Below are 16,323 nucleotides of genomic sequence, written 5' to 3' on the forward strand. Positions count from 1 at the left end.
TTTTCCAATAAGTACGTATACAAACGTAGTAGTAGTTAACAAGCATCGCCGCCGACTGTGGACAACTGAATAATTCCCTGCAAAGTCAAGGCGCTGCGTAAACCATAAGTAGGCCGGTGAGCAGTGCGTGGCCGGCGGTAAACGAGGACAACTTAAGGACTCACAAGTGGACGCGGGTGCTTATCAAGAATCGGCGCACATGTCATCCCTGATGTTGTCCCACGGTTATCCACAGATTGCATTGGATAACTTAGCTGTACGATTCGCCGCTCTCGCATAGAATGTCGTCTTAACCGCTTCGGCTTGCAAGGCGGTGAATTTTTGAGATAGTTAGAGACCGTCTCGTCCTGTTTTGGGCGGGGCTACCCCACACAGGCTACGGGCGTTCCCGGCAACAACGGCCGGCACCGCACAAAAGCTGTAAATAAACCAATCGAAGATTATGAGCGAAGGCGTATACGGAGAACAGGCAACCGGGCGAGTCACCCACAGCCTCTTGCGACTGAGCACGGCGATGCGAAGCCAGGCTTGGGAATGGGCGGAAGGCGCTGGCCTCACGCCCACGCAGGGCGAAATCCTGGTTTTGCTGATGCAACGAAAGGGGCCGATGCGGCTCGGGGAAATCGCGCGCGAAACGGCACTGACCGCCGCGACCACCAGCGACGCGGTCAGTACGCTCGAGACCAAGGGACTGGTCGAAAAGCGCCGCGCTCTCGATGACGGCCGCGCGCTCGCCGTTCGTCTGACCACTCGCGGCCGCACGGCTGCGAAGCGCGCCGCGCAATGGCCTGACTTTCTGGCCAAGGCTGTGGGCACGTTGCGCGACGACGAGCAGGCCCTGTTCTATCGCACGCTGCTCAAGACGGTTCATCAACTGGAAGCGCAGGGCAACATTCCGCCGCACCGCATGTGCCTGAGCTGCACGCATTTCGAGCCGAGCAAGAATCCGAAGAAAACGCCGCATCATTGCGCGCTGCTCGATCTGAACATGGCGGATACGGATCTGCGTCTGGATTGCGCCGTGCATGAAACCGCCGACGTCGCCACGCAGAAAAAGACCTGGAAGATCTTCGCCCAGTAAGGCGGCTGCTTCGCTGCCAATCCGCTACACTGCAACCGGCAACAGCAGGCGGCGTTTGCCGCCTGCCGGCTTTTTCGGTGCCGCGCAGCGGCAGTCCGCAGTCAATCTGAAGGTGACAGGCTGATGAATCAGGAAGTTCTGGCCATTCGCCACGTGCACTTCGAGGATCTGGGCAGTCTCGAACTCGTGCTCGGCGAACGCGGGCGGCCCGTGCGTTATCTCGACGTCGGCTTTGCCCGCATCGAGGCGCCGAACCCGGTCACGTCATCGTTGATGGTGGTGCTCGGCGGCCCGATCAGCGCCACCGACGACGCGCGCTATCCCACGCTCGTGCCGCTGCTTTCGATGATCGAAAAACGCATCGAAGCAGGGCTTCCCACACTCGGCATTTGTCTCGGCGCGCAACTGATCGCGCGTGCGCTCGGCGCGCGAGTGTATCCCGCGGGCCATACGGAGCTCGGCTGGGAACCGCTCACGCTGACGGAGGCCGGCCGCGCATCGCCGGTGCGTCATCTGGATGGCGCGCATACGTCCATGCTGCATTGGCATGGCGATACCTTCGACCTTCCCGCGAACGCGACGCGTCTCGCATCCACGAGCGCGTGTGAAAACCAGGCGTTCACGTGGGGCAGCCATGTGCTCGCGTTGCAATGTCATCCCGAGATCCGCACGGATCGCTTCGAGCCCTGGCTGATCGGCAATGCGGGCGAACTCGTGGAGCATGGAATCGACGCGCGTCAATTGCGCGCCGAGACCGCGCAATTCGGCCCAGCTCTGGAGGCGGCTGCTTGCCGTATGTTCGGCGAATGGCTCGATCAGGTACAGGCGCAGCCCTGAGCGAGCGCTTCAGCGGCGGCCACAAGTGGCCTGCCTGCAGCAAATGACTCGCGGTGCTATCCTCGTTCGCTCTCGGTTTTCTACTGGGCGGTGATCCATGAGCGCGCTATTTTCTCCACTCACGCTGCGTAGCGTGACGCTTCCGAATCGCATCGTCGTGTCGCCGATGTGCCAGTATTCCGCCGAACGGGGCGAAGCCACCGCGTGGCACATGATTCACCTCGGCAGTCTCGCGTTGTCCGGCGCCGGCATGTTGTGCATCGAGGCGACGGCTGTCGAACCGGACGGCCGCATCACGCCGGGCGATCTGGGCTTGTGGGACGACGCGACCGAAGCCGCGCTCACGCCCGTGCTCGCCGCGATCCGCAAGCACTCGCACATCAACGTGACGATGCAGTTGTCGCATGCCGGGCGCAAGGCGTCGAGTCATGCGCCGTGGGAAGGCGGCCAGCTGATTCCGGTCTCGCAGGGCGGCTGGTTGCCGCATGCGCCGTCGGCGTTGCCGCACAAAGCGGGCGAAGAGCCGCCGCTCGCGCTCGACACACCTGGCCTGAATCGCATCCGCGAAGCGTTTGCGGCGTCCGCGCGGCGCGCCGCGCGTCTCGGCATCGACGCACTCGAAGTGCATGCCGCACACGGCTATTTGCTGCATCAGTTTCTTTCGCCGCTCGCCAATCAACGGGATGACGACTACGGCGGTTCGCTCGAAAACCGCATGCGTTTTCCGCTCGAGATCTTCGACATCGTGCGCGCGTCTTTTCCCGCCGACAAACCGGTCGGCGTGCGTGTGTCCGCAACGGATTGGGTCGAAGGCGGCTGGTCGCTGGAAGACACCATCGCGTTCGCACACGAGTTGAAGAAGCGCGGTTGCGACTGGATCGACGTATCGTCCGGCGGCGTCTCGCCGTTGCAGAAGATTCCGCTCGAGCCGGGCTATCAGATTCCGTTCGCCAAGGCCGTCAAACAGGCGACGGGGCTCACGACCATCGGCGTCGGACTCATCACCGATCCGTTTCACGCGGAGCAACTGATCGAACAGGGCGACGCCGATCTGATCGCGCTGGCTCGTGCGCTGCTATACAACCCGCGCTGGCCGTGGCACGCCGCTGCGCAACTCGGCGCGACGGTCGAAGCGCCGCCGCAGTACTGGCGCTCGCAACCGCGCGATCAGAAGGCGCTGTTCGGCGAGATTTCATTCGGACAAAGATGAGGCGGCTCATGCGTGACGCACGATCGCATGAGGTCCACGTTTTTGACGGTTGAACGAAGCCATCTTCAGCGTGTAGGATGCCGGTTGTGGCGCGTAAGCGTCGCAGGTCGACGCGGCGCTCGCAGGGCGCCGCGTTTGCTATGAGCGCCAGAAAAAATCAGCGCGTCAGACGCGAGCTTTTCCGACGGCTGCCGGACTTCATCCCCAGTTCTTCACAAGGATTCATTCAATGAGTTCACGCAGGATCGCCGTGCGTCGTTCCGGTGTGCACGGCAAAGGCGTGTTTGCGCTCGAACCGATTGCGGCCGGCGAGCGGCTAATCGAATACAAGGGCGAGCGGATTTCCTGGAAAGAAGCGTTGCGCCGTCATCCGCATAATCCTGACGAACCGAATCACACGTTCTACTTTGCGCTCGATAGCGGCAAGGTGATCGACGGCAAGGTGAGCGGCAACAGCGCACGCTGGATCAACCACTCGTGCGCGCCGAACTGCGAAGCGGAAGAGATCGACGGTCACGTGTACGTGCATGCGCTGCGCGACATCGCCGAGGGCGAGGAGATCTTCTACGATTACGGTCTCGTGATCGACGCACGTCAGACGAAGAAGCTCAAGAAGGAATACGAATGCCGCTGCGGCTCGCGCAAATGCCGCGGCACGATGCTCGCGCCGACCGAGAAGGACAAGGCCGCGGCTAAAGCGGCGAAGCCGGCCAAGGCTGCGAAAACCGCAAAGTCCGTTAAGTCTGCCAAGTCGGCCAGCCCGGCGAAGAAGGCCAGGAAGAAGTAACGCGAGAAGCAGCGCGCGAGCTGCGCGGTTCGTCGTGTGAATGACGCCCGCGCAGCGCGAAGACCTAAGTTACCGCTACAGATCGACCGGCGCCGAGTGCGCCGGTTTTTTTTCGTGGTCTTGCGCGTCGTCGTTAGCGTGTGCCGGCCGCGCCGTTTCCACGACCGGAATACGCACGATGAAACGCGCTCCGCCTTCGGGCGCGTCTTCGTAATGCACGCTGCCGTGATGCAGCGCCATGATGTCGTGAACGATCGCGAGACCGAGACCGGCGCCGCCGTCCACGCCGTCATCGCTCTGACCGTCGCCGCGGAAAAACCGCTTGAACAGGTCGGCTTGCTGCGTGTGAGGCACGCCCGCGCCATTGTCTTCGACGACGATCTCGGCCATGCGCACGTCGTCGATCACGGTTTGCGACACCGTGACCGTAATGCGCCCACCGTCGAAGCGCGAAGGCGGCACGTACTTCAGCGCGTTATCCAGCAGATTCGCGATCACTTCGTGCAGCAGCACCGGATTGCCGCGCGCGATCAACGGATGATCGTTGGCCGGATCGTCGAGCCGCTGAAAACCGAGGTCGATGTGCGAAGCCAACGCGCGCGGCACCCATTCCGCGCCGGTATCGAACGCGAGCGCGGCCATATCGACATTGACGAAGCGCGCGGCCTGCTCGGCCGGTTCCGCGCGCGCGAGAGACAGCAACTGATTCGACAGACGCACCGCGCGATCGGCGGCCGCACGCAACTCGCGCACGGCGGCGAGCGTCTGTTGCGGATCGCGCGCGACAGCCGCTTGCTCTGCGTGCAGCTTGACGGCCGTGAGCGGCGTGCGCAGTTGATGCGCGGCATCGGCGATGAATTTGCGCTGGCCGTCGAGCGCGGTCTTGAGACGGCCGAGCAGCGCATTGACGGCGCCGGTCAGCGGCCGGATTTCGACGGGCACATAGGTCTCGTCGACCGGTTCGAGCGACGTGTGCGTCTGCCGGTTCAACGAGTCCGCGAGATCGGTCAGCGGATTGAGCTGCTGATTCACCACTCGCCATACGATCACCCAGCCCGCGAGCAGCAGCAGCAACAGCGGCATCATGATCGCCACGAGAAATTCCGCGGCGATGCGGAAGCGGTGATGCACCGGCTGCCCGACCTCGACGACGATCGGATTGCCCACCGGCTGATCGACCCTCACCTGCGCGACGCGCACCGTCACGCCCTGATGCTGCGTTTCGAACACATACGCGTAATGCATGCGCCGAACGCTGGTGCCTTGCAGCGGCAGCGTTTCATCGCCGGCAATTTCGGTTTCGCCATCGCTGATCCGATAGACGAGATGCTCGACGGGATCGGAAAACATCGCTTGCGCGAGCGGCGGCACGGTAATGGGCGCTTCGGGGCCCGCAATCTGAATCTGCTTCGAGATGGCTGTCGCGAGGTCCGCAAGCGAGCGATCGACCACGTGCTGCGTGTACTGCCACGCGAGCCAATAGGCGATCAGGCCGCTCATCAGCGCGAGCAGCGAAAGCGGAGCAGCTAGGCGCCGCAGCAGCGTGCGGCGCAGACTATTGGCGGCCGGCTGGGGCATGATCGAACGCGTGGGAAGAGGGCAGGCGCGAGGCGCCATGAAGTTTCACCGGATGCCGGCGACTCGCGCACGCAGTGCGCCGCGCCGGCCCGGCGCCGTCAGGCCGCGACAGAGTGGCGGCCTTCACGACGATTATGCGGCCTGACGGATTTCCTGCAACAGGTAACCGAAACCGCGCACCGTAACGATTTCGACGCGGCAGCTCTCGAGCTTTTTGCGCACGCGGTGCACATAGACTTCGATCGCGGTGTCGCCGAGATCGCCGCCGAAATGCGTGAGGTGGTCTTGCAGTTGCGCTTTGCTGACCACGCGGCCGTGGCGCAGCAGCAGCATTTCGAGCACGGCGAATTCGCGCGGCGACAGTTCGAGGGGCTTGTCGTCGTTGAAAATGCGCCGATCGACGCCCGACAGACGCACGCCGCCCAGCGACACTTCCGGACGCGGCATGTCGCCGTGCGGACCGCTGCGGCGCATCACCGCGCGAATGCGCGCTTCGAGCTCGGTCGGCTCGAACGGCTTGAGCATGTAGTCGTCCGCGCCGGAATTCAGGCCCTGGACGCGGTCGTTCAGTTCGTCGCGCGCGGTGAGGATGATCACTGGCGTATGGCGATTGCTCTGACGGAAACGCGCGAGCAGCGTCATGCCGTCGATGCCCGGCAAGCCGAGGTCGAGAATCACCAGTTCGTGACGGTTTTGGGTGAGAGCCTGTTCGGCGAAAATGCCGTCGTGGACCATGTCGACGGTGAAGCCGGCTTGTTCGAGGCTGCTTTGGATGCCGCGTGCGATGGGGCGGTCATCTTCGATCAGAAGGAGTCGCATGGATCTCGCTCAATTACAATGGGTTTAGGCGTTCGGGCAAGCGGTTCGCCGGGGCGCCTGCTTTACACATCTGCTACGCGGACCGCGGTGTGTGCTCATGCCGGATCGGCCCAAGCCACCAAGCAGTCAACCACGCAGTCATCGAGCAGCGCGCTCGCGCCCTCCGGGTAATCGAAGCCATGTCCGAGATCAGCATTCAGGAACTCGAAGCCGCGATCAACTTCTGGCGCGCCCGCTCACCTTCGAGCGGAGACGAACTCGTTCTGTGCAAGGAGGCAAGCGCGCTCTCCAAGCCGTATGCGCTCCTGATTGTACAGCGTCGGAACACGCTATCGCGGGATCGTTTGGACGCCAATGCACGCCAGGCGTGGGATTCTTACGTGCGCCTTAAAAATAGCCTGTAGAACTGAAGGTTTTCGTCCGCGGTTGCCTGCAAAGGCCTTTCAGTACGACGAATTCTGCGTGTTGGCCGCGTTGCGCGTGTGTGCCGTGATCGTCTCGATAAAGTGCGCCAGTTCGATATCGCGCTTCGTCAGTCCATTTGCTTCATGCGTCGACAGCGTGATCTGCACCTTGTTGTACACGTTGAACCATTCGGGATGGTGATCCATTTCCTGCGCTTTGATTGCGACACGCGTCATGAAGCCGAAGGCTTCGTTGAAATCGGCGAACTCGAACTGCCGCTGGATCGCATCGCGGTCGGTCGCGGGTTGCCAGCCGTGCAAGCGGGCGAGTTCGGCGGTGCGTTCTTCGGAACTCAGTTTGTGGATCATCGGGTCACCTCGTGTGCTCGGTTTGCGTCGCCATGCCGACGCTTTCGTTTATTTTTCCACGGATGCGGCGGGCTCGCTGAGAGGTGGGGCGGCGGCATGCAGCGGCCCGTCGGATGAGCGGGCGTTGGGCGTATCGTCGGGATCACATGCAATAATCCCGCATTGAACGGCTATTTAATGCGGAATTGCACCATGCTAGACCTCGACCACTTCGACCTCGCGCTGCTGGACGTGCTTCAGCGCTTCGGCCGCGCGACTCATCAGCAGCTTGCCGAGCAAGTGCCGCTGTCGCCGTCGCAGATCGGGCGGCGCTTGCAGCGGCTGGAACAGATCGGCGTGGTGGACGGCTATCGCGTCGTGCTGCGGCCGGAAAAGCTCGGCCTGGGCGTGACGGCCTTTACGAGCCTCAAGCTCAAGCATCACGGCGATTCGATCATCGAGCAGTTTCAGCAGCAGATCGACGCGTTGCCCGAAGTGCTGGAATGTCACGCGGTGGTGGGCGACGCCGACTATCTGCTGCGCATCGTCGCGCCCGACCTGAATTACCTGTCCACGTTCGTGATGAAAAAGCTGATGCGCGTGCCCGGCGTGGACAGCGTGCGCTCGAACATCGTGCTCACGACGTTCAAGCGCAACGGGCCGTTGCCGCTTGCGCATCTGTCGCCGGGAACGGCTGCGGCGTGAGCCGCGCTCGAGCGGCGATACGCGCGTTTTATGCGGCCTGCTTCGGCTCGCCGCCGGGGCTCGTCAGCAGATCGACATAAGCCACCGCCACCAGATCCGATTCCGGCACGCCGAGACTCGCGAACATCGCATGCGCTTCCGCGTGACCGTCTTCCTCGTTATCGTCTTGCGCGAGGACCACTTCCAGCTCGACGAAATCGCCGAGGCCATCGACGCGGTCCAGATGAATGCGCGTGCGCCCCGCCAGATACACATGCCGTTCCTTGGTGACGATGCCGCGCGTGGTCAGCGCCGTGGCAAGCAGCGAGTGCATCGCTTCGGGGTTCGTCACGGGACTGCGTGTGTAGTACGACGCCTTCGGACCGTCGCGGTCGTCGCGCCGGTAGAAGATCAGTTCGGCGGGCGTGCCGTCGTCGAACTGGCGCAGCTTCAGACGTCCGCGCGGCACGTCGTAGAAGAAATCCTGCTGGCGGAAGATCAGCGGCGCGTCCGGCGCAAGCTGCGCCGCGCGTTCGCGCAGCTGTTCGAAATGCTGGGCGCGGGCTTTGATTTCGATGTTGCGTGCCATGTCAGGCTCCTGTCGGGAATAGGGTGGTAAGCGGCTTCGTCGTGAGTGGGGCGAAGCTGCCGGGAAGACAGAGTCGGTCGGAACGGGAAAGCAGGGACAGCACGAAGGGCCGGCGCATGCGCGAACCGTCAATCTAACAAAAACTCCGTGACGCCGCGGTTTCAGTCGGACTCGATTACTTTGCGGGAGTGCCCGCGCGCTGTCATGAGAACCGCTCATATCGCGGCGGTCCAATACCGGACCCAAGTTCAGGCGGTTTTCACGTCGTCCACTGCAGTTCGATCAGCTTCAACGCGGCGGCTATCGCAGGCTCGTCCTTGCGCTCGGCCAGCGTGATAAAGCTCAGTTGCGTCGGCACCGTAATGCCTTCGACGATGGTCAGCGCATGCGCGTGAGCCTCGGCGATCGCAATCGCGTCGCGCGCGAGCGTGAGGCCCACGCCCGACTTGACGAGATCGAGCATCGACGGCTCCTGGTCCACTTCGGCCACCTTCACCGGCTTGACGCCCGCCTCGCCGAACGCTCGGGACAGCAGCCGGTTATGCGCCGACGCGGGCGGCGTCCAGATCCACGGAAACGCGGCGAGCGAACGCCAGTCGCGCGCGCCTTTGACGCGGTCTTTCCAGCCGGCCGGCGCGAGCACGCGGTACTGGAAGTGCGTGAGCGTCAGTGTATGGAACGCGGAACCGTCGCGTGTATCGTCGTCGGACGGCACGCCGATGTAGTAGCCGACGTCCAGCTCGCCTGCGCGAACCTGGTCGAGCACCCAGCCCGACATGCCGTGCCGCAAAGCCGTCTCGATGTGCGGCCACGTCTCCACCAGTTGCTTCAGAAAGCCGCCGAGCCGCAGGAACTCCGGATCGAGGATCGTGCCGATGCGCAAGCGTCCGCGCACTTCCTGACGCAGCGATTGCGCGGCGCGCTGCACGTCGCTTGCCGCAGCCAATGCGCGTTCGGCGTGCGGCAGCAGCGCCTGGCCGTCGCGCGTAAGCGAGAGCCCGTGCGAGGTCCGCGTGAACAGCGCGACGCCGAGCGTCTCCTGCAAATGCTTGATTTGCAGACTGACAGCCGGCTGCGTGAGATGCAGTTGCACGGCGGCACGCGTGAGATTGCCCTCGCGTGCCACAGTGACGAACGCGCGTAGCAGAGTGAGATCCATCCACTGATATTAACGCGGCTTATAGCGCAGTTGAGCATTACTCATTGGATTTCACGCGACCAAGCGCCGTAACCTCGTATTCCAGTACGCCGTTTTGTGGCGGAAGATAGGCAGCAAACCATCGCGAACGATGGTCCCCAACCGAGAGGACAGAACATGAGCGAGACATATCAGGACGAAACCGTCCGCAGCGCCGCGGGCGTGCGGGCGCTGACGCATTTCATCAACGGCAAGGCCATTGACGGAACGAGCGGCCGTTTCGCCGACGTCTTCAATCCCGCGCTCGGCGAAGTGAGCGCGCGCGTGCCGCTCGGTAGCGTCGCCGAAGTCGATGCGGCCGTCGCCGCCGCCTACGCCGCGTTTCCCGCATGGAGCGAGACGGCGCCGATCAAACGCGCGCGCGTGCTGTTCAAGTTCAAGGAACTGCTCGACCGCCATCACGACGAACTCGCGGAACTCATCACGCGTGAGCACGGCAAGGTGTTTTCCGATGCGAAGGGCGAAGTGATGCGCGGCATCGAAGTGGTCGAGTTCGCCTGCGGCATTCCGAATCTGTTGAAGACGGACTTCACTGACCAGATCGGCGGCGGCATCGACAACTGGAATCTGCGCCAGCCGCTCGGCGTGGTCGCCGGCATCACGCCATTCAATTTTCCGATGATGGTGCCGTGCTGGATGTTCCCCGTCGCGATCGCCTGCGGCAATACGTTCGTGCTGAAGCCGTCGGAGCGCGATCCGTCGGCATCGAACCGTATCGCCGAATTGCTCAAAGAGGCCGGTTTGCCCGATGGCGTGTTCAACGTCGTTCACGGCGACAAGGTCGCGGTCGACGCGCTGCTCGTGCATCCCGATGTGAGCGCGGTGTCGTTTGTCGGCTCGACGCCGATCGCCGAGTACATCCACAGCGAAGGCACGCGGCACGGCAAGCGCGTGCAGGCGTTGGGCGGTGCCAAGAATCACCTCGTCGTGATGCCGGACGCCGACCTCGATCAGGCCGTCGACGCGTTGATCGGCGCGGCCTACGGTTCGGCCGGCGAGCGCTGCATGGCAATCTCGGTCGCGGTGGCAGTCGGCCATATCGCGGATGAGCTGGTCGAGCGGCTCACGCCTCGCGTGAAGAGCCTGAAGATTCTGAACGGCATGGAAGCGGCCGCCGAAATGGGACCGTTGGTGACGGCCGCGCATCGCGAGAAAGTGCTCGGCTATATCGAAGCCGGCGTCGCGGCAGGCGCGAAGCTCGTCGTCGATGGCCGCGGTCATCAGGTCGATGGTCACGAGAAAGGCTTCTTCCTCGGCGGCACGTTGTTCGACAATGTGTCGACCGATATGAAGATCTATCGCGAGGAAATTTTCGGGCCGGTGCTGTGCGTGGTGCGCGTGCCCGATTTCGCGTCGGCGGTGGAACTGATCAACGCGAATGAGTTTGCCAACGGCGTGTCGTTGTTCACGTCGGACGGCGGCATCGCGCGCGCGTTCTCGCGGCAGATCCAGATCGGCATGGTCGGCATCAACGTGCCGATTCCCGTGCCGATGGCGTGGCATTCGTTCGGCGGCTGGAAGAAGTCGCTGTTCGGCGATCATCACGCGTACGGCGAGGAAGGCGTGCGGTTTTACACGCGCTACAAGAGCATCATGCAGCGCTGGCCCGACAGCATCGCGAAGGGCGCGGAGTTCACCATGCCGGTCGCGAAGTAGTTCGCGACGTAGTTGGAAGCGGTTCACGGTTGTGGCCTTCGGCGTGCGTCGCGCGTTTCTCGTGACGCGCGCCGAAGGTGTCGATAAAGCCGGGCGTGAAGCCGTCGGCAAAAAATGATTAGGAGACTGAACGATGAGCCACGCGCAAGCTGCGTCTTCGGGGCGGCGTCTCGAAGGCGAATTCGACTACATCATCGTTGGCGCCGGGACGGCGGGCTGCGTGCTCGCCAATCGCCTGACCGAAGATCCGGACGTGCAGGTCCTGTTGCTCGAAGCGGGCGGCAAGGACGACTATCACTGGATTCATGTTCCGGTCGGCTATCTCTACTGCATCGGCAATCCTCGCACTGACTGGCTTTATAAAACGCAGGCCGAGCCGGGGCTAAACGGCCGCGCGCTCTCGTATCCGCGCGGCCGCGTGCTCGGCGGCAGTTCGTCGATCAACGGCATGATCTATATGCGCGGCCAGCGCGAGGATTACGACGAATGGGCACGCGTGACCAACGACGCGTCGTGGTCGTGGGACGCCGTGCTGCCCGTCTTCAAACGCAGCGAGGACCACTACGCGGGTGCGAGCGAATCGCATGGCGCGGGCGGTCCGTGGCGCGTCGAGAAGCAACGCCTCAAATGGAAAATACTCGAGGAGTTCGCGAAGGCCGCGCAGGAAACCGGCATTCCCGCCACCGACGACTTCAATCGCGGCGACAACACGGGAGTCGGCTACTTCGACGTCAACCAGAAGCGCGGCATTCGCTGGAATGCTTCGAAAGCGTTCTTGCGCCCCGCGATGAGGCGGCCGAATCTCACGATCATCACCGGCGCGCATACGCAGCGCGTCATATTCGAAGGACGCCGTTGCACGGGCGTCGAATATCGCGGCAACGAGATCGACTACGTGGCCAAAGCGCGCTGCGAAGTCATACTGAGTTCGGGCGCGGTGAACTCGCCGCAATTGCTCGAGCTATCCGGCATTGGTAACGGCGCGCGTCTGCACAACCTCGGTATCGAAGTCGTCAACGATCTGCGCGGTGTCGGCGAAAACTTGCAGGACCATTTGCAACTGCGCATGGCTTATCAGGTCGACGGCGTGCGCACGTTGAACACGGCGTCCGCCCATTGGTGGGGCAAGCTGATGATCGGCGTGCAGTACGCGCTGTTTCAAAGCGGCCCCATGTCGATGTCGCCGTCGCAACTGGGCGCGTTCGCGAAGTCCGATCCCGACGATCGCTCGCTCGCGCGGCCCGACCTCGAATATCACGTGCAGCCGCTTTCACTCGATCGCTTCGGCGAACCGCTGCACCGGTTCAATGCATTCACGGCATCCGTGTGTCAGTTGCGGCCGACTTCGCGCGGCAGCATTCATATCGAATCGGCGGACTCGTCGGCGCCGCCGTTGATCGCGCCCAACTATCTGTCGACGGATTATGACCGCCATGTGGCGGCGAACGCGTTGCGTCTCACGCGCCGCATTGCTGCCGCGCCTGCGCTCGCGCGTTACCAGCCGCGGGAAATCTTGCCGGGTATCGAGTATCAGAGCGAGGAAGAACTGCAACGTGCGGCAGGGCTTGTGGGCACCACGATCTTCCATCCTGTCGGCACATGCCGCATGGGCACGACCGACGATCCCGCTGCGGTCGTCGACAACAGGCTACGAGTTATCGGGGTGGATGGGCTGCGCGTGGTCGACGCATCGGTCATGCCTACCATCACATCGGGCAACACGAACTCGCCTACGTTGATGATCGCGGAGCGCGCAAGCGACATGATCCGCGAGGATCGCCGCGCGCGCGTGGCCGGCAGCGTGACCGCGCAGGCAGGCAAGGCAGTCTCGATGACCGCAGCCTGACACACATCTCGCATCGCGGCACGCGCCATGCGTGCCGCGCATTCCAAGCACAGTCGCGTGCATCCACACGCCGCCTGTCTCCAATGAGAGACTGCCGTGCGCGGTCGCACACGCATCATCCACTAAGTGCAAATCCCAATGAATGCGCTGCATCATTGGCGCGACAATGGCAGCCATGCTGCGTGTTGCCCCAGGGATTACCGTCCGGATTGGTGCAGCACGCCAACGAGCGTGCACGGGGTGCCGCCGTCCAAATTAAAAGTCGCGCAAGGCTTCGCGCGAAAGCTCGTAGTGCTTCGCCTAACTCCGTATGGAAGGGAACATGATTCTCGGCGATACGATTCTCGAAACGCGCGGCCTCACCCGTGAGTTCAAAGGCTTCATTGCCGTGAACGGCGTGAACCTGCGCGTGCGCCGTGGCTCGATCCATGCGCTGATCGGCCCCAATGGAGCAGGCAAGACCACCTGCTTCAACCTGCTCACCAAGTTCCTCGAACCGACAGCCGGCCAGATCGTCTTTAACGGCGTCGACATTACGAAAGAGCGGCCGGCGCAAATCGCGCGGCGCGGCATCATTCGTTCGTTCCAGATTTCCGCTGTGTTTCCGCATCTGACGGCATTGCAGAATGTGCGCATCGGTTTGCAGCGCTCGCTCGGCACGGCTTTTCATTTCTGGAAAAGCGAGCGCACGCTGCGCCAACTCGACGACCGGGCGATGGACCTGCTCACGCAAGTGGGCCTGACCGATTTCGCCGATGTACTGACCGTCGAACTCTCATACGGCCGCAAGCGCGCGCTGGAAATCGCCACCACGCTCGCGATGGAACCCGAACTCATGCTGCTCGACGAGCCGACGCAAGGCATGGGCCACGAGGACGTCGATCGCGTGACGGCATTAATCAAGAAAGTATCGAGCGGCCGCACGATTCTGATGGTCGAACACAACATGAACGTGATTGCCGGCATCTCCGACACGATCACCGTGCTGCAACGAGGCGAAGTGCTCGCCGAGGGCACGTATGCCGACGTGTCGAAGAATCCGCTCGTGATGCAAGCCTATATGGGCAGCGCCGACGCGGCGCTCGCCGGAGCCCACGCATGAACACAATTGCCGAGCGCGAAAGCCTCGAGGTGAGCGGCAAGGCCGCTGGCGCGCCCGCGCTCGAAATCACGGGATTGCAGGCCTGGTATGGCGAGTCGCACATCCTGCATGGCGTCGATCTGACCGTGGACCGCGGCGAGGTTGTCACGCTGCTCGGACGCAACGGGGCGGGGCGCACCACGACATTGCGCGCGATCATGGGACTCACGGGTCGGCGCACGGGCTCGATCCGCATCGGCGGACGTGAAACGATCAATCTGCCCACGCATCGCATCGCGCATTGCGGCATTGGCTATTGTCCCGAAGAGCGCGGCATTTTTTCGAGCCTCTCGTGCGAGGAAAATCTGTTGTTGCCGCCGCCTGTCGGCGACAAGGCGCACATGATGTCGCTCGAGGAAATCTATTCGATGTTCCCGAATCTGCAGGAACGCCGCATGAGCCAGGGCACGCGGCTCTCAGGCGGCGAACAGCAGATGCTCGCGGTTGCGCGCATACTGCGCACCGGCGCGAGCCTGCTGCTGCTCGACGAGATTTCCGAAGGGCTCGCGCCTGTCATCGTGCAGGCGCTCGCGCGCATGATCGTCACGTTGAAGGCGCGCGGCTACACGATCGTGATGGTCGAACAGAATTTCCGCTTTGCCGCGCCACTTGCCGATCGCTTCTATGTGATGGAGCACGGTACGATCGTCGAACACTTCGGGGCAAGTGAACTCGAAAGCAAGATGCCGGTGCTGCACGATTTGCTGGGCGTGTAGAGAGCGCGCCCAACTGCCTCTGATAACCACAAGCGAAGAACCAGGAGACACGAATGAAAAAGAACCCACTCGCGCGGCTTGCCTCAGTTTGTTTCGCGGTCGCCGCCGGCGCCGCTATCACGATGAGTAGCGCGCAAGCGGCTGACGACGCAGTGAAGATCGGTTTCATCACCGACATGTCGGGGCTTTACGCGGACATCGACGGCCAGGGCGGCCTCGAGGCGATCCGCATGGCGGTTGCCGATTTCGGCGGCAAGGTCAACGGCAAGCCGATCACCGTGCTGTATGCGGATCACCAGAACAAGGCGGACATCGCGGCATCGCGCGCACGCGAATGGATGGATCGCGAGGGACTCGATCTGCTGATCGGCGGCACGAACTCGGCAACCGGCCTGTCGATGAACACCGTCGCCGGTGAAAAGCACAAGGTGTACATCAGCATCGGCGCGGGCGCGGACACGCTGACCAACGAGCAATGCACGCCGTACACGATTCACTATGCGTACGACACGACGGCGCTCGCAAAAGGCACCGGCTCAGCGGTCGTGAAGCAGGGCGGCAAGTCGTGGTACTTCCTGACGGCCGACTATGCGTTCGGCAAAGCGCTTGAAAAGAACACGTCGGACGTGGTGAAGGCGACCGGCGGCCAGGTGCTGGGCGCGGTGCGTCATCCGTTGTCGGCGTCGGATTTCTCGTCGTTCCTGTTGCAGGCACAGTCGTCGAAGGCGCAGGTTCTCGGTCTCGCCAATGCGGGCGGCGACACGATCAACTCGATCAAGGCCGCGAAGGAATTCGGCATTACGAAGAGCATGAAGCTCGCCGCGCTGCTGATGTTCATCAACGACGTGCACAGTCTCGGTCTTGAAACAACACAAGGTCTCGTGCTGACCGATAGCTGGTACTGGAACAAGGACGCGAACACGCGCAAGTGGGCGCAGCGTTACTTCGACAAGATGCGCAAGATGCCGTCGAGCCTGCAGGCCGCCGACTATTCGGCGACGATGAATTACCTGAAAGCGGTGCAGGCAGTCGGCTCGACCGACTCCGAGAAAGTCATGGCGCAACTGAAGAAGACGAAGATCGACGACTTCTATGCGAAGGGCTACATCCGTCAGGACGGCAGCATGATCCACGACATGTACCTGATGCAGGTGAAGACGCCGGCTGAGTCGAAAGAGCCGTGGGACTACTACAAGATCACCGCGACGATTCCGGGCGAGCAGGCGTTCACGACGAAGTCGGAAACGCGCTGCGCGCTGTGGAAATAAGCGCGGATTGACGGCCTGACTGTGACGGCTGGCTGTCCGCGTGGGCAGTCAGCCGTTCGCTTCGCTTCGCTTCATATGCCGCGCGCGGCCGGCGTGATGCGCGCTTCGCGTGCCGGCCCGATCGTGCGCAACCGATCTCGCCTTGACGATAGGTGAAGGCT

General features: G+C 62.7%; 16 protein-coding genes. 11 read left to right on the forward strand and 5 right to left on the reverse strand.

Translation table 11 applies throughout. The features are described from left to right. Nucleotides 1–442 precede the first annotated feature (442 nt). The 4 genes from BGRAMDRAFT_RS20930 to BGRAMDRAFT_RS20945 all read left to right on the forward strand — a co-directional run bounded on the left by BGRAMDRAFT_RS20930 (nucleotide 443) and on the right by BGRAMDRAFT_RS20945 (nucleotide 3,915). Nucleotides 443–1,081 (forward strand): MarR family winged helix-turn-helix transcriptional regulator, encoded by a 639-nt coding sequence (locus tag BGRAMDRAFT_RS20930; RefSeq protein ID WP_006050815.1) that lies wholly within the window; start codon nucleotides 443–445, stop codon nucleotides 1,079–1,081. A gap of 123 nt (nucleotides 1,082–1,204) precedes the next feature. After that, nucleotides 1,205–1,918 carry a glutamine amidotransferase gene (locus BGRAMDRAFT_RS20935; RefSeq protein WP_006050816.1) on the forward strand — a complete coding sequence of 238 codons (714 nt, stop codon included), beginning with the start codon at nucleotides 1,205–1,207 and terminating at the stop codon, nucleotides 1,916–1,918. Between the two features lie 97 nt (nucleotides 1,919–2,015). Next, on the forward strand, nucleotides 2,016–3,128 hold the full coding sequence (locus BGRAMDRAFT_RS20940) for an NADH:flavin oxidoreductase/NADH oxidase (RefSeq protein ID WP_006050817.1): 1,113 nt from the start codon (nucleotides 2,016–2,018) through the stop codon (nucleotides 3,126–3,128). Between the two features lie 229 nt (nucleotides 3,129–3,357). Beyond that, complete coding sequence (locus BGRAMDRAFT_RS20945; RefSeq protein ID WP_006050818.1) at nucleotides 3,358–3,915, forward strand: SET domain-containing protein; 558 nt, start codon at nucleotides 3,358–3,360, stop codon at nucleotides 3,913–3,915. Between the two features lie 75 nt (nucleotides 3,916–3,990). On the opposite strand, the gene BGRAMDRAFT_RS20950 is transcribed toward BGRAMDRAFT_RS20945, so the two are convergent. Further along, on the reverse strand, nucleotides 3,991–5,493 hold the full coding sequence (locus BGRAMDRAFT_RS20950) for a sensor histidine kinase (protein ID WP_006050819.1): 1,503 nt from the start codon (nucleotides 5,491–5,493) through the stop codon (nucleotides 3,991–3,993). A 132-nt stretch (nucleotides 5,494–5,625) separates the two neighbouring features. After that, nucleotides 5,626–6,312 (reverse strand): response regulator, encoded by a 687-nt coding sequence (locus BGRAMDRAFT_RS20955; protein ID WP_006050820.1) that lies wholly within the window; start codon nucleotides 6,310–6,312, stop codon nucleotides 5,626–5,628. 179 nt (nucleotides 6,313–6,491) lie between these two features. Here BGRAMDRAFT_RS20955 and BGRAMDRAFT_RS20960 point away from each other — a divergent pair, with 179 nt between their 5' ends. Next, complete coding sequence (locus tag BGRAMDRAFT_RS20960; protein ID WP_006050821.1) at nucleotides 6,492–6,716, forward strand: DUF3717 domain-containing protein; 225 nt, start codon at nucleotides 6,492–6,494, stop codon at nucleotides 6,714–6,716. Nucleotides 6,717–6,755: 39 nt separating this feature from the next. Here BGRAMDRAFT_RS20960 and BGRAMDRAFT_RS20965 read toward each other — a convergent pair whose 3' ends face one another. Further along, nucleotides 6,756–7,085, reverse strand: coding sequence for a 4a-hydroxytetrahydrobiopterin dehydratase (locus BGRAMDRAFT_RS20965; RefSeq protein ID WP_006050822.1), 330 nt, complete (start codon nucleotides 7,083–7,085; stop codon nucleotides 6,756–6,758). 192 nt (nucleotides 7,086–7,277) lie between these two features. Here BGRAMDRAFT_RS20965 and BGRAMDRAFT_RS20970 point away from each other — a divergent pair, with 192 nt between their 5' ends. Then, nucleotides 7,278–7,769 (forward strand): Lrp/AsnC family transcriptional regulator, encoded by a 492-nt coding sequence (locus BGRAMDRAFT_RS20970; protein ID WP_006050823.1) that lies wholly within the window; start codon nucleotides 7,278–7,280, stop codon nucleotides 7,767–7,769. A gap of 28 nt (nucleotides 7,770–7,797) precedes the next feature. Here BGRAMDRAFT_RS20970 and BGRAMDRAFT_RS20975 read toward each other — a convergent pair whose 3' ends face one another. Together BGRAMDRAFT_RS20975 and BGRAMDRAFT_RS20980 are read right to left on the reverse strand one after the other, a co-directional pair. Next, nucleotides 7,798–8,337, reverse strand: coding sequence for a class IV adenylate cyclase (locus BGRAMDRAFT_RS20975; RefSeq protein WP_006050824.1), 540 nt, complete (start codon nucleotides 8,335–8,337; stop codon nucleotides 7,798–7,800). Nucleotides 8,338–8,596: 259 nt separating this feature from the next. Further along, the gene (locus BGRAMDRAFT_RS20980; protein ID WP_006050825.1) at nucleotides 8,597–9,496 is read right to left on the reverse strand and encodes a LysR family transcriptional regulator; all 900 of its coding nucleotides are present in this window, start codon (nucleotides 9,494–9,496) and stop codon (nucleotides 8,597–8,599) included. A 156-nt stretch (nucleotides 9,497–9,652) separates the two neighbouring features. Between BGRAMDRAFT_RS20980 and BGRAMDRAFT_RS20985 the strand changes: the two genes are divergently transcribed. The 5 genes from BGRAMDRAFT_RS20985 to BGRAMDRAFT_RS21005 all read left to right on the forward strand — a co-directional run bounded on the left by BGRAMDRAFT_RS20985 (nucleotide 9,653) and on the right by BGRAMDRAFT_RS21005 (nucleotide 16,162). Continuing rightward, complete coding sequence (locus BGRAMDRAFT_RS20985; protein ID WP_006050826.1) at nucleotides 9,653–11,191, forward strand: CoA-acylating methylmalonate-semialdehyde dehydrogenase; 1,539 nt, start codon at nucleotides 9,653–9,655, stop codon at nucleotides 11,189–11,191. A gap of 133 nt (nucleotides 11,192–11,324) precedes the next feature. Then, nucleotides 11,325–13,037 carry a GMC family oxidoreductase gene (locus BGRAMDRAFT_RS20990; RefSeq protein WP_006050827.1) on the forward strand — a complete coding sequence of 571 codons (1,713 nt, stop codon included), beginning with the start codon at nucleotides 11,325–11,327 and terminating at the stop codon, nucleotides 13,035–13,037. A 322-nt stretch (nucleotides 13,038–13,359) separates the two neighbouring features. Further along, nucleotides 13,360–14,139 carry an ABC transporter ATP-binding protein gene (locus BGRAMDRAFT_RS20995; RefSeq protein WP_006050828.1) on the forward strand — a complete coding sequence of 260 codons (780 nt, stop codon included), beginning with the start codon at nucleotides 13,360–13,362 and terminating at the stop codon, nucleotides 14,137–14,139. Then, a complete protein-coding gene (locus BGRAMDRAFT_RS21000) occupies nucleotides 14,136–14,894 on the forward strand; it encodes an ABC transporter ATP-binding protein (RefSeq protein ID WP_006050829.1) in 759 nt (252 codons plus the stop codon). Before BGRAMDRAFT_RS20995 ends, BGRAMDRAFT_RS21000 begins: the two co-directional genes overlap by 4 nt. Before the next feature lie 53 nt (nucleotides 14,895–14,947). After that, nucleotides 14,948–16,162 (forward strand): ABC transporter substrate-binding protein, encoded by a 1,215-nt coding sequence (locus tag BGRAMDRAFT_RS21005; protein WP_006050830.1) that lies wholly within the window; start codon nucleotides 14,948–14,950, stop codon nucleotides 16,160–16,162. Nucleotides 16,163–16,323: the final 161 nt, after the last annotated feature.

Source organism: Paraburkholderia graminis C4D1M, assembly GCF_000172415.1.
GTDB lineage: Bacteria > Pseudomonadota > Gammaproteobacteria > Burkholderiales > Burkholderiaceae > Paraburkholderia > Paraburkholderia graminis.

Coding starts and splice junctions, on each gene's coding strand:
- BGRAMDRAFT_RS20940 (WP_006050817.1), top strand. CDS start 2,016: ATGAGCGCGCTATTTTCTCCACTCACGCTGCGTAGCGTGACGCTTCCG.
- BGRAMDRAFT_RS20985 (WP_006050826.1), top strand. CDS start 9,653: ATGAGCGAGACATATCAGGACGAAACCGTCCGCAGCGCCGCGGGCGTG.
- BGRAMDRAFT_RS20945 (WP_006050818.1), top strand. CDS start 3,358: ATGAGTTCACGCAGGATCGCCGTGCGTCGTTCCGGTGTGCACGGCAAA.
- BGRAMDRAFT_RS20975 (WP_006050824.1), bottom strand. CDS start 8,337: ATGGCACGCAACATCGAAATCAAAGCCCGCGCCCAGCATTTCGAACAG.
- BGRAMDRAFT_RS20930 (WP_006050815.1), top strand. CDS start 443: ATGAGCGAAGGCGTATACGGAGAACAGGCAACCGGGCGAGTCACCCAC.
- BGRAMDRAFT_RS20980 (WP_006050825.1), bottom strand. CDS start 9,496: ATGGATCTCACTCTGCTACGCGCGTTCGTCACTGTGGCACGCGAGGGC.
- BGRAMDRAFT_RS20955 (WP_006050820.1), bottom strand. CDS start 6,312: ATGCGACTCCTTCTGATCGAAGATGACCGCCCCATCGCACGCGGCATC.
- BGRAMDRAFT_RS20935 (WP_006050816.1), top strand. CDS start 1,205: ATGAATCAGGAAGTTCTGGCCATTCGCCACGTGCACTTCGAGGATCTG.
- BGRAMDRAFT_RS20995 (WP_006050828.1), top strand. CDS start 13,360: ATGATTCTCGGCGATACGATTCTCGAAACGCGCGGCCTCACCCGTGAG.
- BGRAMDRAFT_RS21000 (WP_006050829.1), top strand. CDS start 14,136: ATGAACACAATTGCCGAGCGCGAAAGCCTCGAGGTGAGCGGCAAGGCC.
- BGRAMDRAFT_RS20965 (WP_006050822.1), bottom strand. CDS start 7,085: ATGATCCACAAACTGAGTTCCGAAGAACGCACCGCCGAACTCGCCCGC.
- BGRAMDRAFT_RS20960 (WP_006050821.1), top strand. CDS start 6,492: ATGTCCGAGATCAGCATTCAGGAACTCGAAGCCGCGATCAACTTCTGG.
- BGRAMDRAFT_RS20990 (WP_006050827.1), top strand. CDS start 11,325: ATGAGCCACGCGCAAGCTGCGTCTTCGGGGCGGCGTCTCGAAGGCGAA.
- BGRAMDRAFT_RS20950 (WP_006050819.1), bottom strand. CDS start 5,493: ATGCCCCAGCCGGCCGCCAATAGTCTGCGCCGCACGCTGCTGCGGCGC.
- BGRAMDRAFT_RS21005 (WP_006050830.1), top strand. CDS start 14,948: ATGAAAAAGAACCCACTCGCGCGGCTTGCCTCAGTTTGTTTCGCGGTC.
- BGRAMDRAFT_RS20970 (WP_006050823.1), top strand. CDS start 7,278: ATGCTAGACCTCGACCACTTCGACCTCGCGCTGCTGGACGTGCTTCAG.